General features: G+C 68.4%; 21 protein-coding genes and 1 tRNA gene. 13 read left to right on the plus strand and 9 right to left on the minus strand.

Annotated features, from left to right (window positions below; all coding sequences use genetic code 11):
- The coding region (locus RMO04_RS17620) for an argininosuccinate synthase (RefSeq protein ID WP_309646071.1) at window positions 1-1,094 on the plus strand (1,094 nt) is incomplete at its 5' end.
- Here the strand turns inward: RMO04_RS17620 and RMO04_RS17625 are convergent.
- Entirely contained in the window at window positions 1,091-1,291 is a 201-nt protein-coding gene (locus RMO04_RS17625; protein WP_309646072.1) for a KTSC domain-containing protein, read from the minus strand. The genes RMO04_RS17620 and RMO04_RS17625 overlap by 4 nt on opposite strands.
- A gap of 132 nt (window positions 1,292-1,423) precedes the next feature.
- Between RMO04_RS17625 and RMO04_RS17630 the strand changes: the two genes are divergently transcribed.
- Window positions 1,424-1,828: an MAPEG family protein gene (locus RMO04_RS17630; RefSeq protein WP_309646073.1), complete on the plus strand. Its 405-nt coding sequence runs from the start codon at window positions 1,424-1,426 to the stop codon at window positions 1,826-1,828.
- Here RMO04_RS17630 and RMO04_RS17635 read toward each other — a convergent pair.
- Window positions 1,825-2,595 (minus strand): sulfite exporter TauE/SafE family protein, encoded by a 771-nt coding sequence (locus RMO04_RS17635; RefSeq protein ID WP_309646074.1) that lies wholly within the window; start codon window positions 2,593-2,595, stop codon window positions 1,825-1,827. The genes RMO04_RS17630 and RMO04_RS17635 overlap by 4 nt on opposite strands.
- A 110-nt stretch (window positions 2,596-2,705) precedes the next feature.
- On the opposite strand from RMO04_RS17635, the gene RMO04_RS17640 reads away from it, so the two are divergent.
- Together RMO04_RS17640 and RMO04_RS17645 are read left to right on the plus strand one after the other, a co-directional pair.
- The gene (locus tag RMO04_RS17640; protein WP_309646075.1) at window positions 2,706-3,338 is read left to right on the plus strand and encodes a LysE family translocator; all 633 of its coding nucleotides are present in this window, start codon (window positions 2,706-2,708) and stop codon (window positions 3,336-3,338) included.
- 86 nt (window positions 3,339-3,424) lie between these two features.
- Window positions 3,425-4,012: a CC0125/CC1285 family lipoprotein gene (locus RMO04_RS17645; protein WP_309646076.1), complete on the plus strand. Its 588-nt coding sequence runs from the start codon at window positions 3,425-3,427 to the stop codon at window positions 4,010-4,012.
- On the opposite strand, the gene RMO04_RS17650 is transcribed toward RMO04_RS17645, so the two are convergent.
- Complete coding sequence (locus RMO04_RS17650) at window positions 4,009-4,293, minus strand: hypothetical protein (RefSeq protein ID WP_309646077.1); 285 nt, start codon at window positions 4,291-4,293, stop codon at window positions 4,009-4,011. The genes RMO04_RS17645 and RMO04_RS17650 overlap by 4 nt on opposite strands.
- Window positions 4,286-4,597, minus strand: coding sequence for a hypothetical protein (locus RMO04_RS17655; protein ID WP_309646078.1), 312 nt, complete (start codon window positions 4,595-4,597; stop codon window positions 4,286-4,288). The genes RMO04_RS17650 and RMO04_RS17655 overlap by 8 nt, the downstream gene beginning before the upstream one ends.
- Window positions 4,598-4,982: 385 nt before the next feature.
- On the opposite strand from RMO04_RS17655, the gene RMO04_RS17660 reads away from it, so the two are divergent.
- Entirely contained in the window at window positions 4,983-5,399 is a 417-nt protein-coding gene (locus RMO04_RS17660) for a response regulator (protein WP_309646079.1), read from the plus strand.
- Here the strand turns inward: RMO04_RS17660 and RMO04_RS17665 are convergent.
- From RMO04_RS17665 to RMO04_RS17675, 3 genes are all read right to left on the minus strand, one after another.
- Window positions 5,388-6,899 carry a PAS domain-containing protein gene (locus RMO04_RS17665; RefSeq protein ID WP_309646080.1) on the minus strand — a complete coding sequence of 504 codons (1,512 nt, stop codon included), beginning with the start codon at window positions 6,897-6,899 and terminating at the stop codon, window positions 5,388-5,390. The genes RMO04_RS17660 and RMO04_RS17665 overlap by 12 nt on opposite strands.
- A gap of 164 nt (window positions 6,900-7,063) precedes the next feature.
- Window positions 7,064-7,138 (minus strand) — tRNA-Gly (locus RMO04_RS17670).
- Between the two features lie 101 nt (window positions 7,139-7,239).
- Window positions 7,240-7,980 carry a DUF6065 family protein gene (locus RMO04_RS17675; protein WP_309646081.1) on the minus strand — a complete coding sequence of 247 codons (741 nt, stop codon included), beginning with the start codon at window positions 7,978-7,980 and terminating at the stop codon, window positions 7,240-7,242.
- 74 nt (window positions 7,981-8,054) lie between these two features.
- Between RMO04_RS17675 and RMO04_RS17680 the strand changes: the two genes are divergently transcribed.
- The 4 genes from RMO04_RS17680 to RMO04_RS17695 all read left to right on the plus strand — a co-directional run bounded on the left by RMO04_RS17680 (window position 8,055) and on the right by RMO04_RS17695 (window position 10,412).
- A complete protein-coding gene (locus RMO04_RS17680; RefSeq protein ID WP_309646082.1) occupies window positions 8,055-8,567 on the plus strand; it encodes a YbaK/EbsC family protein in 513 nt (170 codons plus the stop codon).
- Between the two features lie 61 nt (window positions 8,568-8,628).
- Window positions 8,629-9,525, plus strand: a complete 897-nt coding sequence (locus RMO04_RS17685; RefSeq protein ID WP_309646083.1) for a co-chaperone YbbN — start codon at window positions 8,629-8,631, stop codon at window positions 9,523-9,525.
- Between the two features lie 8 nt (window positions 9,526-9,533).
- Window positions 9,534-10,196, plus strand: a complete 663-nt coding sequence (locus tag RMO04_RS17690; protein WP_309646084.1) for an LON peptidase substrate-binding domain-containing protein — start codon at window positions 9,534-9,536, stop codon at window positions 10,194-10,196.
- 9 nt (window positions 10,197-10,205) lie between these two features.
- Window positions 10,206-10,412 carry a Trm112 family protein gene (locus RMO04_RS17695; RefSeq protein WP_309646085.1) on the plus strand — a complete coding sequence of 69 codons (207 nt, stop codon included), beginning with the start codon at window positions 10,206-10,208 and terminating at the stop codon, window positions 10,410-10,412.
- Window positions 10,413-10,430: 18 nt separating this feature from the next.
- On the opposite strand, the gene RMO04_RS17700 is transcribed toward RMO04_RS17695, so the two are convergent.
- Window positions 10,431-11,684, minus strand: coding sequence for a UbiH/UbiF/VisC/COQ6 family ubiquinone biosynthesis hydroxylase (locus RMO04_RS17700; protein ID WP_309646086.1), 1,254 nt, complete (start codon window positions 11,682-11,684; stop codon window positions 10,431-10,433).
- Between the two features lie 154 nt (window positions 11,685-11,838).
- Here RMO04_RS17700 and RMO04_RS17705 point away from each other — a divergent pair, with 154 nt between their 5' ends.
- From RMO04_RS17705 to RMO04_RS17715, 3 genes are read left to right on the plus strand one after another with little or no spacing between them, the layout of a single operon-like run.
- Window positions 11,839-12,936, plus strand: a complete 1,098-nt coding sequence (locus tag RMO04_RS17705) for an HlyD family secretion protein (RefSeq protein ID WP_309646087.1) — start codon at window positions 11,839-11,841, stop codon at window positions 12,934-12,936.
- Window positions 12,937-12,940: 4 nt separating this feature from the next.
- Entirely contained in the window at window positions 12,941-14,545 is a 1,605-nt protein-coding gene (locus RMO04_RS17710; RefSeq protein WP_309646088.1) for a DHA2 family efflux MFS transporter permease subunit, read from the plus strand.
- Window positions 14,545-15,153, plus strand: a complete 609-nt coding sequence (locus RMO04_RS17715; protein ID WP_309646089.1) for a TetR/AcrR family transcriptional regulator — start codon at window positions 14,545-14,547, stop codon at window positions 15,151-15,153. The genes RMO04_RS17710 and RMO04_RS17715 overlap by 1 nt, the downstream gene beginning before the upstream one ends.
- Here the strand turns inward: RMO04_RS17715 and RMO04_RS17720 are convergent.
- The gene (locus tag RMO04_RS17720; RefSeq protein ID WP_309646090.1) at window positions 15,150-15,782 is read right to left on the minus strand and encodes a TetR/AcrR family transcriptional regulator; all 633 of its coding nucleotides are present in this window, start codon (window positions 15,780-15,782) and stop codon (window positions 15,150-15,152) included. The genes RMO04_RS17715 and RMO04_RS17720 overlap by 4 nt on opposite strands.
- 74 nt (window positions 15,783-15,856) lie before the next feature.
- On the opposite strand from RMO04_RS17720, the gene RMO04_RS17725 reads away from it, so the two are divergent.
- Window positions 15,857-16,288, plus strand: a 432-nt coding sequence (locus tag RMO04_RS17725; RefSeq protein WP_309646091.1) for an SDR family NAD(P)-dependent oxidoreductase, incomplete at its 3' end; no start/stop codon positions are given.

Raw genomic sequence — 16,288 nt, forward strand, 5'->3', positions numbered from 1 at the left:
AGGAGATCGAACCGGCCCGGGCCAAGGCTCTGGCTGCCGGCGTGAAGCCCGAGAACATCTTCATCGAGGACCTGCGCGAGGAGTTCGTCCGCGACTTCGTGTTTCCGATGTTCCGCGCCAACACGGTCTACGAGGGCCAGTACCTGCTGGGCACCTCCATCGCCCGGCCACTGATCGCCAAGCGCCAGATCGAGATCGCGCGCGAGACCGGCGCCGACGCCGTCAGCCACGGCGCCACGGGCAAGGGCAACGACCAGGTCCGCTTCGAGCTGGGCTACTACGCCCTGGAGCCCGATATCCACGTGATCGCCCCGTGGCGGGAATGGGATTTCAAGAGCCGCGAGGCCCTGCTGGAGTTCGCCGAGAAGCACCAGATCCAGATCACCAAGGACAAGCGCGGCGAGGCGCCCTTCAGCGTCGACGCCAACCTGCTGCACTCCTCGTCGGAGGGTAAGGTGCTGGAGGATCCGTCGGTTGAGGCCCCCGAATTCGTCCACATGCGCACCATCGCGCCCGAGGACGCGCCGGACAAGCCGACCAACTTCACCATGGATTTCGAGGGCGGCGATCCGGTCGCCATCGACGGCATGAAGATGAGCCCAGCCACCCTGCTGACCAAGCTGAACCAGCTCGGTCACGACAACGGGATCGGCCGCCTGGACCTGGTGGAGAACCGCTTCGTGGGCATGAAGTCGCGCGGCGTCTACGAGACCCCCGGCGGCACGATCCTGCTGGCCGCCCACCGGGGCATCGAGTCCATCACCCTCGACCGCGGGTCCATGCACCTGAAGGACGAGCTGATGCCGAAGTACGCATCGCTGGTCTACAACGGCTTCTGGTTCGCGCCCGAGCGCGAGATGCTGCAAGCGGCCATCGATCTCAGCCAGAAGATGGTCACTGGCCAGGTTCGCGTGAAGCTCTACAAGGGCAATGTCGCGATCATCGGCCGCACCAGCCCCTACTCGCTGTACGACCAGGACCTGGTCACCTTCGAGGAGGGCAAGGTCGCCTACGACCACCGCGACGCGGCCGGCTTCATCAAGCTGAACGCCCTGCGCCTGCGCGTCGCCGCCCGCCGGGACCGCCGCGGTTAGATCCGGTTGTAGGGGTATCGATCGCGGATCTCGAAGGCGAAGAACCGGCCCTTCGAGTCCGCGTCGATGAAGCTGCGGTGCACATCGCCGGGAACCCCGACATAGATATAGGCGTCGCCGTCATCGAACGTGACGAACAGCTTTGATCGCTGCGCGTCATAGCTGATATCGGAGATTGCTTCGGACTGGACCTGCATAGCGGGCTCCCAACGTTCCGTGGACCGATGTAGGAACGCGCCAGACCGGCGGATTAGTTCCCTGCCTGGCTTGACCTATGCCAAGGTCGGCCAACGGCGCAGCTAGCGCCGAACATTCCTCGGGGGAAACTTATGCAACCGCACAGCTATGTGGCGCTGGTCACCATCGCCGCCCTTCTCACCTATGTCTGGATGATGATCCGGGTGGGCCAGGCCCGCGGAAAGAGCGGGATCGCCGCCCCGGCCATGACCGGTGACCCCGCGCTCGAACGCGCGATCCGCGTCCACTATAACACCTTGGAATGGCTACCGACGTTCCTGGTCAGTCTCTGGCTGTTCGCCATCTACTGGAACGATCTGATCGCCGCCGGCCTGGGCGTCGTCTGGATCGTCGGGCGCATCGTCTACGCGCTGGGCTACTACGCCGACCCCGGCAAGCGCGAGATGGGCTTCATGATCCAGATGGCCGCCACCGCCGTCCTGCTGTTCGGGGCGCTGGGCCGGATCGTGTGGACGCTTGTCCTCGTCGGAGCCTAGAGCAGGAGCACCAGCCCCTGCCAGATCGCCAGGCCCGTCACGAGAACGCCGACGAACCAGGTGAGCGCGCGCAGGGGCAGGATCTTGACCATCCAGCCGGCGATCGGCGCGGCGACGACCCCGCCGCCGATCAGGCCCAGGATCGACCACAGGTACTGCGACATCCCGCCGGACTGCCAGTGACCGCTCAACAATGCGGCCAGGAAGGTCGCCGAGATCGCCGCGGCGACGAAGGCCTCCGCGGCGTTGGTGGTGCCGATCGCCTTGCGCGGATCGGCGCCGGAGCCCAGCAGGGTCGAGGTCACCACCGGTCCCCAGCCGCCGCCGCCGACGGCGTCGAAGAACCCGCCCGCCAGGCCGAGCGGGAACGGCGACTTCCAGGAGAACACCTTGGGCCGCGAGCCCTTGTAGGCCCGGTACAGGATGACGATCCCCATCAGGCCAAGCCAGCCGACCACATAGGGCTTGATCATCTCGCCATCGACGGAGGTGAGGACGAAGGTGCCGACGACGCCGCCCAATACGCCACCGAGCGACAGCAGCAGGAGCAGCCGCCAGTCGACGTTGCGGTGCGCGATGTGCGAGGCCGCCGAAGCCGCGCCAGTAAACACCTTTGCCGCGTGGACGCTGGCCGAGGCTGCGGCCGGGGGCACGCCGTTGGCCAGCAGCACCGTGGTCGAGACCACGCCATAGGCCATGCCCAGCGCGCCATCGACGAGCTGGGCCGCGAAGCCGACGGCGGCAAACAACCAGAAATCCGGACCCATGGTCTCTCCGATGGATTTGGCAGGTCGCAGGTCTTCCGAAGCCAGGCAATGGGGATTACCTGAGGGCGGCGCCAGCATCTCTAAGCGCGCTTCCGAACCCGGCCAGCCACATGGACCTTCCCGTCGATCCCGCGCGGTACGCCACATTCCTCGGCGTGATGGCGGTGATGGCCGTGACGCCGGGGCCCGCCAACCTGTTCGCCATCGCCACAGGAGCCCAGAAGGGCCGCGCCGCGGCCTTGACCGGGGTCCTGGGCATGAACACCGCCTCCCTGGTCTGGTTCGCCGCCGCGGCGGTGGGCCTTGGCGCGTTGATCCTCGCCTTTCCAGAGGTGTTCCACCTGATCGCCTACGCCGGGGCGGCATACATCGCCTGGCTGGGGATCAAGGCGCTGCTGGGCGCCTTCAAGAAGGACGGCGAGCCGGGACACGGTGCGTTCAAGCAGGGCAAATCGGCCTATCTGGATGGCTTCACGGTCCAGATCGCCAACCCCAAGGCGATCCTGTTCTTCACCGCCGTCCTGCCGCCCTTCCTCGACCCCGATAGACCGATCCCCGCCCAGCTCGGCGCGTTCGCCGTGGCCACCATCGGCCTGGATGTGATCGCCATGAGCGCCTATGGCCTGGGCGGCGCGGCCCTGGCGGCGCGAATGACCGAGCCCCGCTTCCGACGCGGATTTTCGGTCGTCGTGGGCTTGCTTCTTCTGACCGCCGCCGTCCTGATGGCGCTCAAGGCGCGATAGTCGGTTGGCCGACCCCTGCAACCACAATTAAGCCTATGTGTTTCCTTAGCAATCCTCCGAGTGACAGCTTTCAGGGCCGACATCCGATGACAAGCAGAGCCGCATCCATCGTCGCAAGCCTGGCCCTGGCCGCCCTGGTCAGCGCGTGCGCCACCGCCACCCCTTATCAGCCCAACCTTCCCGGACAGTCCGTCTCGGGCGGTTTCTCGGAACAACGCCTGGAAGGCGACCGCTTCAAGGTCAGCTTCGCCGGCAATAGCCTGACCTCCCGCGACACGGTGGAGGCCTATCTGCTGTTCCGAGCGGCCGAGCTTACTGTGGCTCAGGGCTATGACTGGTTCACGGTCGTGGAACGCGACACCGAGCGCGACCGGCGCACCTATATCGAGCGCGACCCGTTCTACCGGCCCTGGTACGGCCCGACCTACGGCGCCTGGCGGCCCTACTGGCGCTACTATGGCGGCGGCTTCGGTTGGCGCTCCTGGGACCCCTATTTCGGCGATCCCTTCTGGGCCGACCGCCTGGACGTGCGCACGGTCGAGAAGTTCGAGGCGACCGCCGAGGTGGTCATGCGCAAGGGTCCCAAGCCCGCCGAGGACGCCCGCGCCTTCGACGCGCGGGGGGTGATGGAGGCTATCGGGCCTCGCGTCATGCGCCCGGTCCCCAAGGGCTAGGCTACGGCTCGCCAGCCGACGGCGACGCTGGTCACCGAGGCCAGGGCGCGCAGGCGTTCGGCCAGGTGTTGGGCGCGTGCCTCGCCTAGCCCCGACACCTCCAGTCGGACGGAGACGCCCAGTGCGTGCTCGGTGGCGGTCATCTCGCAAACCTGCGCGGCCTGGACCGCGAAGGGGCCGAGCACGCGCACCAGGGCGTCGCACCCGTGCGCGGCTTCGACTAGGAACACCCGGCGCATCGGTGGGTCGGCAGGTGGCCTGAACGCGCTACCGTCAGCCACGGCGATCACCGTAGTCGCGTTTGAGCAGCAGGCGGCCGGCCTCGTCATAGGCGCTGAGCCGCAGGGCGCCGGCCTCGGTGGCCCAGATCAGCTCACGGCTAGGCCCCTCGGGCGGCCAGGTAAGCGCCCGCTCCACCGCCAGCAGGGTCTCCAGCGCTCCACCGCCGCCCAGCGTCACTTCCAGCCGGGCGGTGTGCTCGAACAGCGCCTGGGAGACCAGCGTTCGCACGAAGCCGCGCACGGCGCTGCCGGCGTCGGGGTCGCCTGATGGGCTTGGCGAAGGCGATGGGTCGTGGTGTGGCATGGTCGTGGGTCCTTGGGATGGAGGTGTCGGGACCGACGGCGCGCAATAAAAAACCCCGCTGCCTGTGAAGGGAGCGGGGCTGCTGATCTTGCGATCCGTCGGCGGTTTTTAGGTCGCGCGCGTTCGCCCCGGTCCTGTGATGGGGGTGATAATCATCATCATGGTTTTCGAGACGCGAGCGGCCGCGCGCGCCGCGGGGCGCGTCAGGGTCTCCCAGCGGGGGTCGAAGGAAGCGCTCATGTCCGCCGTTCTGATGAAGGTCGCGTTTGACCTATAGCCGACGCGCACCGCCCTGTGCAACCGCGCCACAGTCACGCTCCATGTTGCGTTGCGATGAAACCTCGCGGCCGCTGGCGCATTTGGTCTGCGAGGCCAACCGCTGATTGTGATCGAAGTGCGCGTACTGATCGTAGAAGATGAAATCCTGGTGGCGATGGAGCTCGAAGAGACCATCAGCGACCTGGGCTATGACGTGGTGGGGATCGCGCCTGATCGCCCCACGGCGCTAGAGCTGGCGAGTCGAGGAGTCGACGTCGCCCTGGTGGACGTCAATCTTCGGGACGGCGAGACCGGTGTGGAGATCGGCCGGCGATTGGCGTGCGATGGCGGCGCGTCCGTGGTGTTCGTCACCGCCAACGCCTCCCTGGTCAGCGACGGTGTGCCGGGCGCGCTCGGAGTCATGCCCAAGCCCGCGACCCGCGAGGCGGTGGCGGGCGTGGTGTCCTACGCGCTGATGCGCCGACTGTCCCGCGACGACATCCCCTTGCCGGCGCCCCCCGCGGGCTTGCGCCTATTCGCCTGACCGGCTGACGCGGCTCGGCCGGGTAAACGAGGCGCGGGGTGCGGCGATGGTGACCTTCAGTCCCGTCGAGGGCCATTCCCGCGCCATCCGGCCGCCCAACTGCCCTTCGATACTGACCCGCGACAGGGTCGAGCCGAAGCCGTCGGGCGTGGTGGGCGTCGAGACCTTGGGCCCGCCGAGCTCCGTCCAGGTCAACAGATAGTCGTCTCCCTCCAGCCGCCCGGAAACGTCGATGTGGCCCTCCGGGGTGCTGAGCGCGCCGTACTTCGCCGCATTGGTCGCCAGTTCGTGAAAGATCAGCGCCAGGGGCGTGGCCGCCCGATCGTCGATCCGGAGATCGTCGCCGGCCAGGAAGATGCGCTCGGCGCCCTCGTGATGATACGGCGCGAACAGCTCCTTCAGCATGGAGAACACGGTGGAGGGCCGGGCGGTGGGACGCGAGCGTTCCGAATGGGGCCGGACGAAGTCGTGCGCGCGGCCTAGCGCCAGGACCCGGTCCCGCAGGTTGTCCGCATAGGTCTTGGTCTCGGGGCGGCCTCGGGCCGAGAGCGAGATGAGGCCCGAGATCACCGCGAAGATGTTCTTGATGCGGTGGCTGAGTTCCTGGCTGACCAGTTCGCGCTCTTCCAACAGGCGGCGAGAGTCGTCGATGTCGGTGCAGGTGCCGAACCAGCGGCGGATGGCGCCATCCTCGCCGCGGATCGGCAGGGCGCGGCCCAGCGTCCAGCGATAGACGCCGTCGTGGCGGCGCAGCCGGTACTCGATCTCGTAGGGCTCCCCCGTCTCCAGGCTCTGGCGCCAGCGCGCCCAGGCCATGTCCTGGTCCTCGGGATGGAACATGCCGTTCCAGGCCTCGCCGTCGGTGGAGCCGGGCGGCACGCCGGTGAATTCGTACCAGCGGGCGTTGTAGTAGTCGTGATAGCCGTCCGGCAGGGTCGACCAGACCATCTGCGGCATGGAGTCGGCGATGGCGCGGAAGCGCTGCTCGCTATCGCTCAGGGCGCGCTCCCGGCGGCGCAGCTCCAGCTGCATCATGACCTGGCGCGCCAGGGCGGCCAGGGTTTCCTGCTGTTCGGGCGAGAGCCCCTGCGGCCGCGCGACGACATCGATCACGCAGACCGTGCCTAGCGGAATGCCCTCGGCCGAATCAACCCGCGCGCCCGCATAGAAGCGAAGACCGGGCGCCTGGGCGATCAGGGGATTGGCGGCGAAGCGATCGTCCGCCGAGAGATCGTTGATGACTGTCACGCCGGCGTGCGGCAACGCCGCCTGGCAGATGGAGACATCGGGCGGCGGCGGCTCCATGTCGTCGGCGCCGACCTGGGCCTTGAAGTACTGGCGCTCCGCGCCGAGGAAGTTAACCAAGGCGACCGGCGTCTTGCAGACCAGCGAGGCGATGCGGACGATATCATCGAAGGCAGGCTCGCGACCCGCGTCGATTACACCCGCGGCTTCCAACGCGCGCTGACGTTCGGCTGGGTCGAGGTTGGGGTCGCTCAAGTCCGATCCGATCTACCCTGGGGGCGTCGCGCCCTTGAAGGCGATCAACGTTGCCATAACGCATAGCGCCCGATCGGGTTGTCGGCCAGCCGACTATGGCGACGCTTCCCGCAACGACGAAGGGCCGGGAATGACCCCGGCCCTCGTTCAGCGTCGCGATTTATTGGAGCGGGCGAAGAGATTCGAACTCTCGACCCCAACCTTGGCAAGGTTGTGCTCTACCACTGAGCTACGCCCGCACTCCACGAACGACCTGACGTCTGGCCGCCCGAAAATCGAGAGCGGGCTTATGGCAGAGGGTCGGGGGCTTTGCAACACCCCGTGACGCCCCAAGGTCGGCCTACGTGAATCTAGGCGCCTTCAGACGACGCTTGTTCACGTGGTCCTTCGGCGGCTCGGCGATCTCCTCGGGGAATTCGCCCTTGAAGTAGAACCTCTGCCAAGCCTCCTTGGTAGCGTCCGGATCGGCGCGGAAGATGCGCTTGTTGAACTCGGCGCGGTGCTTCTCCCAGGTGTCGTACTGCTCGCGCAGCTCGGGGTTTCGGGTCATCGAGCGGATCACCGGCTGGACGTCGGCGAGCTGACGGTCCTGAGTCAGGGTGATGAAGCAGAACGGTTCACCCTTTTCGAACCGAACCCTACCCGGCCGGGTGAAGATCCAGTTCATCGTGAAGGGGAAGGGCAGCCAGTCGGTCTCCACCAGGCCCGCCAGCGGTTGGATTCCGTCCTTGATGTGGTTCGGCGGGCCCTGGGCGATCATCGACCAGCCCGGCGGCGTGCGGAACAGGTAGCCCGGATGGAAGGTCACCACCCCATGGCTGAAGTGGGTCTTCACGAAGTTGTGGAAGTCCGGATTGGGCCGGTCGGGGGTGAGCTTGATGTCCTCCTGCATCAGCCCGCCGTTCCACTCGGCGGTGAAGGCCATCGGGCAGAGGATTTCCCAGCCGGTGGTGTTGGCCATGCTCAGCGGCAGGCAGCGGTACGGATGGCGGTCGGAGAAATGATCCATCCAGGCGCGCTGTGGGCGGCCGGGCACGATCTCGGGCGGCCGCTCGGCGGTGGGATAGCACTCGAGCTCCATGGGCTCCTCCAACAGACTGTGGTTCAGGTCTAGAGCGGGTGTCGCGCCCGCGTCCAGTTCGCTAATCAAGAGTCATGCTGACCCGCGCCGACCTTATCGCCTTCTTCGACGCCCACGGGATCGACCACGCGACCATTGAACACCAGGCGGTGTTCCGCGTGGGCGAGGCGCCGGGACTGAAAGACGACATCGACGGCGCCCACACCAAAAATCTGTTCCTGAAGGACGCCAAGGGCCGGCTGTGGCTGATCTCGGCCCACGAGCACGCGACGATCGACTTGAAGCGGCTGCACACGGTGATCGGCTCGGCTCGGCTCTCCTTCGGCAATGCCGAGCTGATGGAACAGACCCTTGGGGTGACGCCGGGATCGGTCACCGCCTTCGCCCTGATCAACGACACGCGGCGCGCGGTGACCTACGTGCTGGACAAGACCCTGGCCGACGCGGATCGGGTGAATTTCCATCCGTTGGAGAACACCGCGACCACCGGCGTGTCGGGATCTGACTTCCGCCGGTTCCTGGCGGCCCTGGACATCGCGCCCCTGGTGGTCGACTTCGCGGCCATGACCGTTGTCGAGAGCGCTTGAAGGGACCATTTTAGGCGCCGGGCGCGTTGTGGCCCGGTGAGACACGAGACGGGAAGCCCCCATGAGCCTGATCGGCGAAACCGAGCCCCAAACGACCGCCGACCTGATCAAGGACGGCACCGACGCCAGCTTCATGGCCGATGTGCTCGAGGCCTCGAGGACCACACCGGTCATCGTCGACTTCTGGGCGACCTGGTGCGGGCCCTGCCGACAGCTCGGGCCCTCGATCGAAAAGGCCGTCCTGGCCGCCCGGGGCAAGGTCAAGCTGGTCAAGATCGACATCGACAAGAACCCGCAGTTCGCCGGCCAGCTTCGGGTCCAGTCGATCCCGGCGGTGTTCGCCTTCGTCGACGGCAAGCCTGTGGACGGCTTCATGGGCGCCCTGCCCGACAGCCAGGTGAAACAGTTCGTCGACCGGATCGCGGGCCAGGCGCCCGCCAACGAGACCGACGAACTGCTGGCCATGGCCAAGGAGTCGTTGGAAGTCGGCGACGTCGGCGGCGCGGCCCAGGCCTACGCCCAGGTGCTGCAGGCCGAGCCGGAGAACGTGAAGGCCCTGGGCGGCCTGGCCCGCTGCTATCTCAACGGCGGCGACGCCGAGCGGGCCAAGGAGATCGCCGACATGGCGCCCGCCACCGCCAAGGATCCTGACCTCGACAGCGTCCGCGCCGCGCTGGCGCTCGCGCAGGAGGCGCCCGAGGAGACCACCGAGTTCGAGCAGCGCCTGGCCAAGGACGCCGACGACCACGAGGCGCGCTTCGAGATCGCCAAGGCCCTGGCCGGGCGCGGCGCGTGGGCACAGGCCAGCGACCATCTGCTGCACATCATCGCCGCCGACCGCACCTGGAACGACGATGCGGCCCGCAAGCAGCTCATCACCATCTTCGAGGCCGCGGGCGCGGGCTCCGACATCACCCGGACGGGACGGCGGCGGCTGTCCTCGATCCTGTTCTCGTGAGGCTGAACATGCCGGTCGCTTATCGCCGCGCCGCCGACCTGCCCCAGGTCATCCCGGTCTTCCCCCTGGACGGGGCCTTGCTGCTGCCCGGGGGCGACCTGCCGCTGCAGATCTTCGAGCCGCGCTATCTCAACATGATCGACGACGTCATGGCCGGCGACCGGATGATCGGCATGGTCCAGACCCGGGCCGGCGGCGAGCGCGTGCGGCCGAACCTGGCCAATGTCGGCTGCGCGGGGCGGATCACCAGCTTCTCCGAGACCTCGGACGGGCGCTACCTGATCACCCTGACCGGCGTGTGCCGCTTCGCCCTGGGCGCCGAGCTCTCGGCCCAGACCCCCTATCGCCAGGTCCGCGCGGCCTTCGAGCCCTTCGCCGAGGACATGGTCGATGAGGAAGCCGACATCCCGGCCTTCGACCGCCGCCGGTTCGCCGCGGCCCTCAAGCGCTATCTGAACCGCCGAGAGCTCGACATCGATTGGGAGACCGCCGAGACCGCGCCGCTGGAGGCCCTGGTCACCAGCCTGTCCATGGGCCTGCCCTTCGACCCGGCCGAGAAACAGGCCCTGCTGGAGGCGCCCGGCATGCTGGAGCGCTGCGACGCCCTTACCGCCCTGCTGGAGATCGACGCCCTGGAGGGCGACGATGACGAACCGCACTCGATCCAGTAGAGCAAGGCCATGACCCAGACCTCCTCCGTGCCGCTCTCCCTGACCGTCGAGGTCGATCCGCGCCTGCTCGAGGTGCTGGTCTGCCCGGTGACCCACGGGCGGCTCGACTATGACCGCGCGGCCGGGGAGCTGATCTCCAAGTCCGCGAAGCTCGCCTACCCGATCCGCGACGGCGTGCCGATCATGCTGCCGGAAGAGGCTCGCGAGATATCCTAGCAACCCAACGGCGAGGTCCTACAGCACTTCGCCGCGCAGCAGCCTCGGCAGGTCGCCCAGCGCGCCGCCGGCGTCGTGCATGAAGAACCGACGGGCAGGCGCGATGCGGTTCACCGCCGCCATGCCGACGCCCCGCGCCAGGCGCAGCGCCGGATGATCGTTGGAAAACAGCCGGGTGAAGACGTCGGTGGCGGCGGCCAGCATCACGTTGTCAAAGTTGCGCCAGCGGGCGTAGCGTTCCAGCACCGGTTCCGAGCCGATGTCCTCACCCAGGCGAGAGGCCTCGACCAGCACCTCGGCCAGGGCCGCTGCGCCCTTGAGCCCCAGGTTCAGCCCCTGGCCGGCGATCGGGTGGATGCCGTGGGCCGCGTCGCCGAGCAGCGCCATGCGGGGTCCGGTCAGGCGCTCCGCCAGCTGCAACGACAGCGGATAGCTGAACACCGGGCCGTCCAAGGTCGCCTCGCCCAGATAGTCGCCGAACCGTCGATGCAGGTGGGCGTGGAACACCTCCGGCCGCGCGGCCTTCAGCGCCGCGCCACGGGCGGTGGGCTCGGTCCAGACGAGGCTCGCCCGGTCATCGGTGAGCGGCAGGATGGCGAACGGGCCGCCGGGCAGGAAGTATTCGTGCGCCACCCCTTGATGAGGCCGGGCCAGCCGCACGGTGGCGACCACGCCAGTCTGCGGATAGTCCCAGCCGACGACGCCGATCCCGGCCTCGCGGCGCACGACCGAGCCGCGGCCCTCGGCGCCCACCACCAGGGGCGCGCTCAGCACCCGGCCATCCTCCAGAGCCACCCGCGCGGCGCGCGGCTCGAAGATCACGGAGGCCACCTTGGCCGGCGCCAGGACCTCGATCCCGGCCTTGCCGACGGCCGCGGCCAGGGCGGCGCGGGCGCGGCGGTTCTCCAGCATGTAGCCCAGCGGTTCGCCATCGGATCGTTCGGCGATCTCCGCGGAATCGAAGCGCAGGTAGAACGGGCTTTGCCCGCCCGCCGCCGCGCCCGGCGACTTGCCGTCGGTGACCAGGATCTGTTCGATGGGTTGGGCGTAGGGCTCGATGTCGCCCGCCAGGCCGAGCGTCCGCCACTGGCGGAAGGCGGCGAAGGCGATGGCCGAGGCGCGCCCGTCGAAGGTCGGCGCCACCTGGGCGTCGAAGACGATGGGATCGATCAGGACCGGCGTCAGGCCGGCGCTCTTCAGCGCCAAGGCCAGGGTCGCGCCCGCCAGGCCCGCGCCGGCGACGATCACATCCGCATCGTATGTCTCAGCCATGTGCGGATATGCCGGTGTTCAGGGGCCGGCGCCAAGCCAGTTGATTTTTGGACCAATGCGTCCATTTTACGTGTTGTGCATTTCCGCGCCCGGACTCCGGTCCGGTTTTAATTTGGACGTCGTTGTCCGGTTTTGACCTTTCCGAGTTCGCCGCATGGCCCTTCCCAAGAAGCTTGTTCCCATCGCCGCCGGGTGTCTGACCGCCGTCGTACTCCTGGGCGGCGCGGGGCTCTGGTGGGTCGACAAGCAGAAGCATGAGAACACCGACAACGCCTTCGTCGAGGCCGACAAGGTCACCGTGGCGCCGCAGGTCGACGGCTATGTCGCGGAGGTGCTGGTGGGCGACAACGTTCGGGTGAGCGCTGGCCAGGTGCTGGTTCGCCTGGACGCCGGGCCCTTAAAGGCGCGCCTGGCCCAGGCGCAGGCCAACGCCGTGGCGCTGGAGGCCGCGGTCAGGGGCGTCGACGACAAGGCGCAACTGGAACAGGCGATGATCGCCCAGAAGGCGGCCGGGGTGCGCAGCGCCGACGCCCAGGCCGAGATGGCCCAGGCCGAACTCGCCCGTTACGGCGCCCTGGCCAGCCAGGGATGGATCTCACCTCAGCGCGCGCAATCGGCTCGCGCCGCGGCCACCCAGGCCAACGCTGGCGTCGCCGAGGCCCGCGCCACCCTGGAGGCCGAGCGGCGCACCGCCGCGGCGCTGGGCTCCGAGCGCGCCCAGACCCAGGCCACGGCCGCGGCGGCCCGCGCGGCCGTCCAGCAGGCGCGGATCGACCTCGAACGCACTGAGATCCGTGCGCCGGTGGCCGGCGTCGTCGGCGCGCGCGCCGTGCGGCCCGGCCAGTATGTGCGGCCGGGGTCGGCCCTGATGAGCGTCGTGCCGCTGGGCGAGGCCTATGTGGTCGCCAACTTCAAGGAGACCCAGGTCTCGCGCCTTCGGATCGGTCAGTCGGTGACCATTCACGCCGACGCCTTCGGCAAGCAGGCCATCGCCGGGCGGATAGACAGCTTCGCCCCCGCCACCGGGTCGGAGTTCGCCATGATCCCGGTGGAGAACGCGGTCGGCAATTTCACCAAGATCACCCAGCGCCTGCCCGTGAAGATCGTGGTGGATCCGAAATCGCCCCTGGCCGGCGCTCTGCGGCCCGGCCTATCAGTCAAGGTCAAGGTCGATGTGACCGCCGACACTGGACCGAGCTTCGCCGAAACCAGCGTCGCGCCCCAATTCGCCCGCCACGGCGTTTCGCGCTGAAGCCGTGAGCGACGCGGCCCACCCCGACGACGGCGCCGACCCCCTCGCCCGCCATCGCAAGGCCGACGGCGAGGTCAACTGGACCGCCGTGTTCCTCGGCTTCGGCGGCATGGTCCTGGGCCAGTTCATGGCGGTGTTGGACATCCAGATCGTCGCGGCCTCGCTGTCGCAGATCCAGGCCGGCATCGGCGCCACCGCCGACGAGATCAGCTGGGTCCAGACCAGCTACTTGCTGGCCGAGGTCGTGATCATCCCGCTCACCGCCTACCTCTCCAAGATGTGGAGCACGCGGACCGTCTATGTCTGGGCCTGCGGCGCCTTCATCGTCACCTCCGTGCTGACGGGGTTTTCGACGAACATCGAGATGATGATCGTGACGCGGACCCTTCAGGGCCTGGCGGCGGGCGCGATGATCCCGGCGGCCTTCGCCACGGCCATGACGGTCTTTCCCCAGGAGCGGCGGGTTACCGCCAATGTGGTGTTCGGGCTGGTCGTGACCCTGGCGCCAACCATCGGCCCGACCCTGGGCGGCCACCTGACGGACGCCCTGTCCTGGCACTGGCTGTTCTTCATCAACGTGCCCATCGGCTTGGTGGTGATGTTCCTGGTCTCGCGTTACGCCGATTTCGACCGTGGCGATCCGCGCCTGGGCAAGGGGGTCGACTGGCTGGGCGTCGGGCTGATGACGGTGGCCCTGCTCTCCATGCAGTACGCGCTTGAGGAAGGGGCGAGCGAGGGCTGGTTCGACGACGGCCTCATCCTGTTCCTGACGGTCCTGGCGGCGGTCACCGGAGCGGGCTTCATCTGGCGCCAACTCACCTATCGCCAGCCCATCGTCTCGCTGAAACCGTTCGGCGATCGCAACTTCGCCCTGGGCGCGGTGATGAACTTCGTCTCCGGCGCGGGCCTGTTCGGCGGCACGTTCATCCTGCCGCTGTTCCTGGGCCAGGTGCTGGCCTATTCCGCCGCCGAGGTCGGGACGACCATGCTGGTCTCCGGCCTGGTGATGTTCGCCATGGCCCCCATCGCCGGGCGGATGGTCCGCGCCTTGGACGCTCGCATCCCTCTGGTGATCGGCTTTGGCCTCACCGCCTACGGCATCGGCCTGGGCTCCCACGTCACCGCCGATTGGGGGTTCTGGGACTTCGCTGGGCTGCAGGCGCTGCGCGGCATCGGTACGATGACGGCGATGATCGCCGCCTCCCAGCTCTCCGTCTCCACCCTGCCGCCGTCCCTGATGAAAGACGCCTCCGGCCTGGTGAACCTGCTGCGCAACGTTGGCGGCGCGGTGGGCATGGCCCTGCTGGCCACAGTGCTCAGCCACCAGACCGCCGTCCACCTGGGCGACCTCTCGGCGGCGGTGACCAGCGCCAGTCCCGCGGCTCAGGACATGGTCGAGGGCTTCACCAATCTGATGCGCGAGCGCGGCATGGCCGATCCAGAGGCGTCGGCCAATAAGGCGCTGGGCATGCTGATGCGCCGGCAGGCCAGCGTGATGGGCTTCGCCGACGGTTTCGCCTTCTTGGCCCTGGCCTGCGCGGCCGCGGCCGTTCTGGGGATATTCGCCAAGCCGGCGAAAGTCGCTCCCGCCCCCGCAGGCGGTCACTAGTGCCTCGGCTCACCGGACAGATCGACCTCGCCAAGACCGAGGCCATCCTGGACGCGGCGGCAGAGCTGTTCGGCGAGCGCGGCCTGTCGGCCTCCATGGACCTGATCGCGCGCCGTGCGGGGGTCTCCAAGCAGACGGTCTACAACCGCTACGGCTCGAAGGCGGAGCTGATGCGCGCCATCGTCGATCGGCGGGTGGCCGAGATCGTCGCGCCCCTGCTGGTCCCAGGCGCCGACGAGCATCCCGAGGAAGCCCTGGCCGCCTTTGGTCGCGGGATGATCGAGGCGGTCCTCAAGCCCCGGGGCACGGCGCTCACGCGCATGACCGTGCAGGGCGCGACGGACCTGCCCGACCTGGCCCGGGCCTTCTATGAGGCCGGACCCGCCACTTCGCGACGGCGCCTGGCCCAGTTCCTGGAGCGGGAGACTTCCGCCGGAAGGATGGTCGTGGACAACCCGGCGCTGGCCGCCGAGGACTTCGCCGGCATGGTGCTGGGCGCCCATCAGATGGCCCATCTGCTGGGCGTCGGCCGCGACCTGGACACCGACGAGATCGACGCCATCGCCTGCGAAGCGGCGCGGCGGTTCATGATGGCCTATGGCGACTAGGCCGCCGTCAGCGGCGCCCAGGCCGCCATGGCCGCGTGCGCCACGGCGGTGAGGGTCTCGCGGCTGGCCCCGTCGCGGGCCTGGATCGACATGCCCTGCTGGACGGTCAGGTAGAAGTTCGCCACCGCCGCCACGTCCAAGCCGCGGGGCAGCTCTCCGGCCGATACGGCGCGCTCCAGCCGCGCCGCCAAGTCGTTTCGCCCCGAGGCGCGGTTGAGGCGCATGGCCTCGCAGACGCTGGCGCTCGCATCGGCCGTGTTCATCACCGAGAGTGTCACGAGGCAGCCGCGCGGCTTGCCCGGCCGCGTGAAGGCCTGCGCCGTGGCGGTGAGGAACGCCTCGACAGCGGCTCGCGCCGTAGGCGCCTTCTCGAACGCCGCCCAGACCTCGGGGCCCTCAAGCCGGCCGTACAGCTCGACGGCCTCACGGAACAACCCCTCCTTCGAGCCGAAGGCGGCGTACAGGCTGGGCGACCCGATGCCCATGGCCGAGGTGAGGTCGCTGATCGAGGCGGCCTCATAGCCCTTGAGCCAGAAGACCTCCATGGCGCTGGCAAGGGCCGCGTCGCGATCGAAGCTGCGGGGTCGGCCGCGTTCGGCCATGGCGAGGTCCTTTTCTGTAGCGGTCACCATATAATCCTTGACGACCACCGGCAAGCGCCCCATCTAGTTTCTGTATCGATCAACCCAGAAATGGAAACGACATGTCCGACCTTGCTGGCAAGCGCGCCATGGTCACCGGCGCGAGCCGCGGTATCGGCGCCGCCATCGCCCTTCGCCTGGCCCAGGACGGGGCCGACGTCGCCATCACCTATGAGAGGTCCGCCGAGCGCGCCCAGGCGGTGGTCGGTCAGATTGAGGCGCTGGGCCGCAAGGCCGTCGCCATCGCCGCCGACAGCGCGAACCCGATGGCGGTGAAGGCGGCCGTGGACCGCGCCGCCGCCGAACTTGGCGGCCTCGACATCCTGGTCAACAACGCCGGGATCGCGCGGGGAACCGGGCCCATCGAGACCTGGACGCTCGAGGACATCGACCAGACCCTGGCGGTGAACGTGCGGGGTGTGTTCGTGGCCGCCCAGGCCGCCGTGGCGCACCTGCCCCAAGGCGGTCGGATCATCAATATCGGCAGTTGCTTG

Origin of the sequence: Phenylobacterium sp. (assembly GCF_031412415.1) — a bacterium.
GTDB lineage: Bacteria > Pseudomonadota > Alphaproteobacteria > Caulobacterales > Caulobacteraceae > Phenylobacterium.

Excerpts from the sequence above, each read along its gene's own strand:
- RMO04_RS17625 (WP_309646072.1), bottom strand. The coding sequence starts at position 1,291 with ATGCAGGTCCAGTCCGAAGCAATCTCCGATATCAGCTATGACGCGCAG.
- RMO04_RS17640 (WP_309646075.1), top strand. The coding sequence starts at position 2,706 with ATGGACCTTCCCGTCGATCCCGCGCGGTACGCCACATTCCTCGGCGTG.
- RMO04_RS17695 (WP_309646085.1), top strand. The coding sequence starts at position 10,206 with ATGACCCAGACCTCCTCCGTGCCGCTCTCCCTGACCGTCGAGGTCGAT.
- RMO04_RS17645 (WP_309646076.1), top strand. The coding sequence starts at position 3,425 with ATGACAAGCAGAGCCGCATCCATCGTCGCAAGCCTGGCCCTGGCCGCC.
- RMO04_RS17685 (WP_309646083.1), top strand. The coding sequence starts at position 8,629 with ATGAGCCTGATCGGCGAAACCGAGCCCCAAACGACCGCCGACCTGATC.
- RMO04_RS17630 (WP_309646073.1), top strand. The coding sequence starts at position 1,424 with ATGCAACCGCACAGCTATGTGGCGCTGGTCACCATCGCCGCCCTTCTC.
- RMO04_RS17680 (WP_309646082.1), top strand. The coding sequence starts at position 8,055 with ATGCTGACCCGCGCCGACCTTATCGCCTTCTTCGACGCCCACGGGATC.
- RMO04_RS17635 (WP_309646074.1), bottom strand. The coding sequence starts at position 2,595 with ATGGGTCCGGATTTCTGGTTGTTTGCCGCCGTCGGCTTCGCGGCCCAG.
- RMO04_RS17700 (WP_309646086.1), bottom strand. The coding sequence starts at position 11,684 with ATGGCTGAGACATACGATGCGGATGTGATCGTCGCCGGCGCGGGCCTG.
- RMO04_RS17675 (WP_309646081.1), bottom strand. The coding sequence starts at position 7,980 with ATGGAGCTCGAGTGCTATCCCACCGCCGAGCGGCCGCCCGAGATCGTG.
- RMO04_RS17705 (WP_309646087.1), top strand. The coding sequence starts at position 11,839 with ATGGCCCTTCCCAAGAAGCTTGTTCCCATCGCCGCCGGGTGTCTGACC.
- RMO04_RS17655 (WP_309646078.1), bottom strand. The coding sequence starts at position 4,597 with ATGCCACACCACGACCCATCGCCTTCGCCAAGCCCATCAGGCGACCCC.
- RMO04_RS17690 (WP_309646084.1), top strand. The coding sequence starts at position 9,534 with ATGCCGGTCGCTTATCGCCGCGCCGCCGACCTGCCCCAGGTCATCCCG.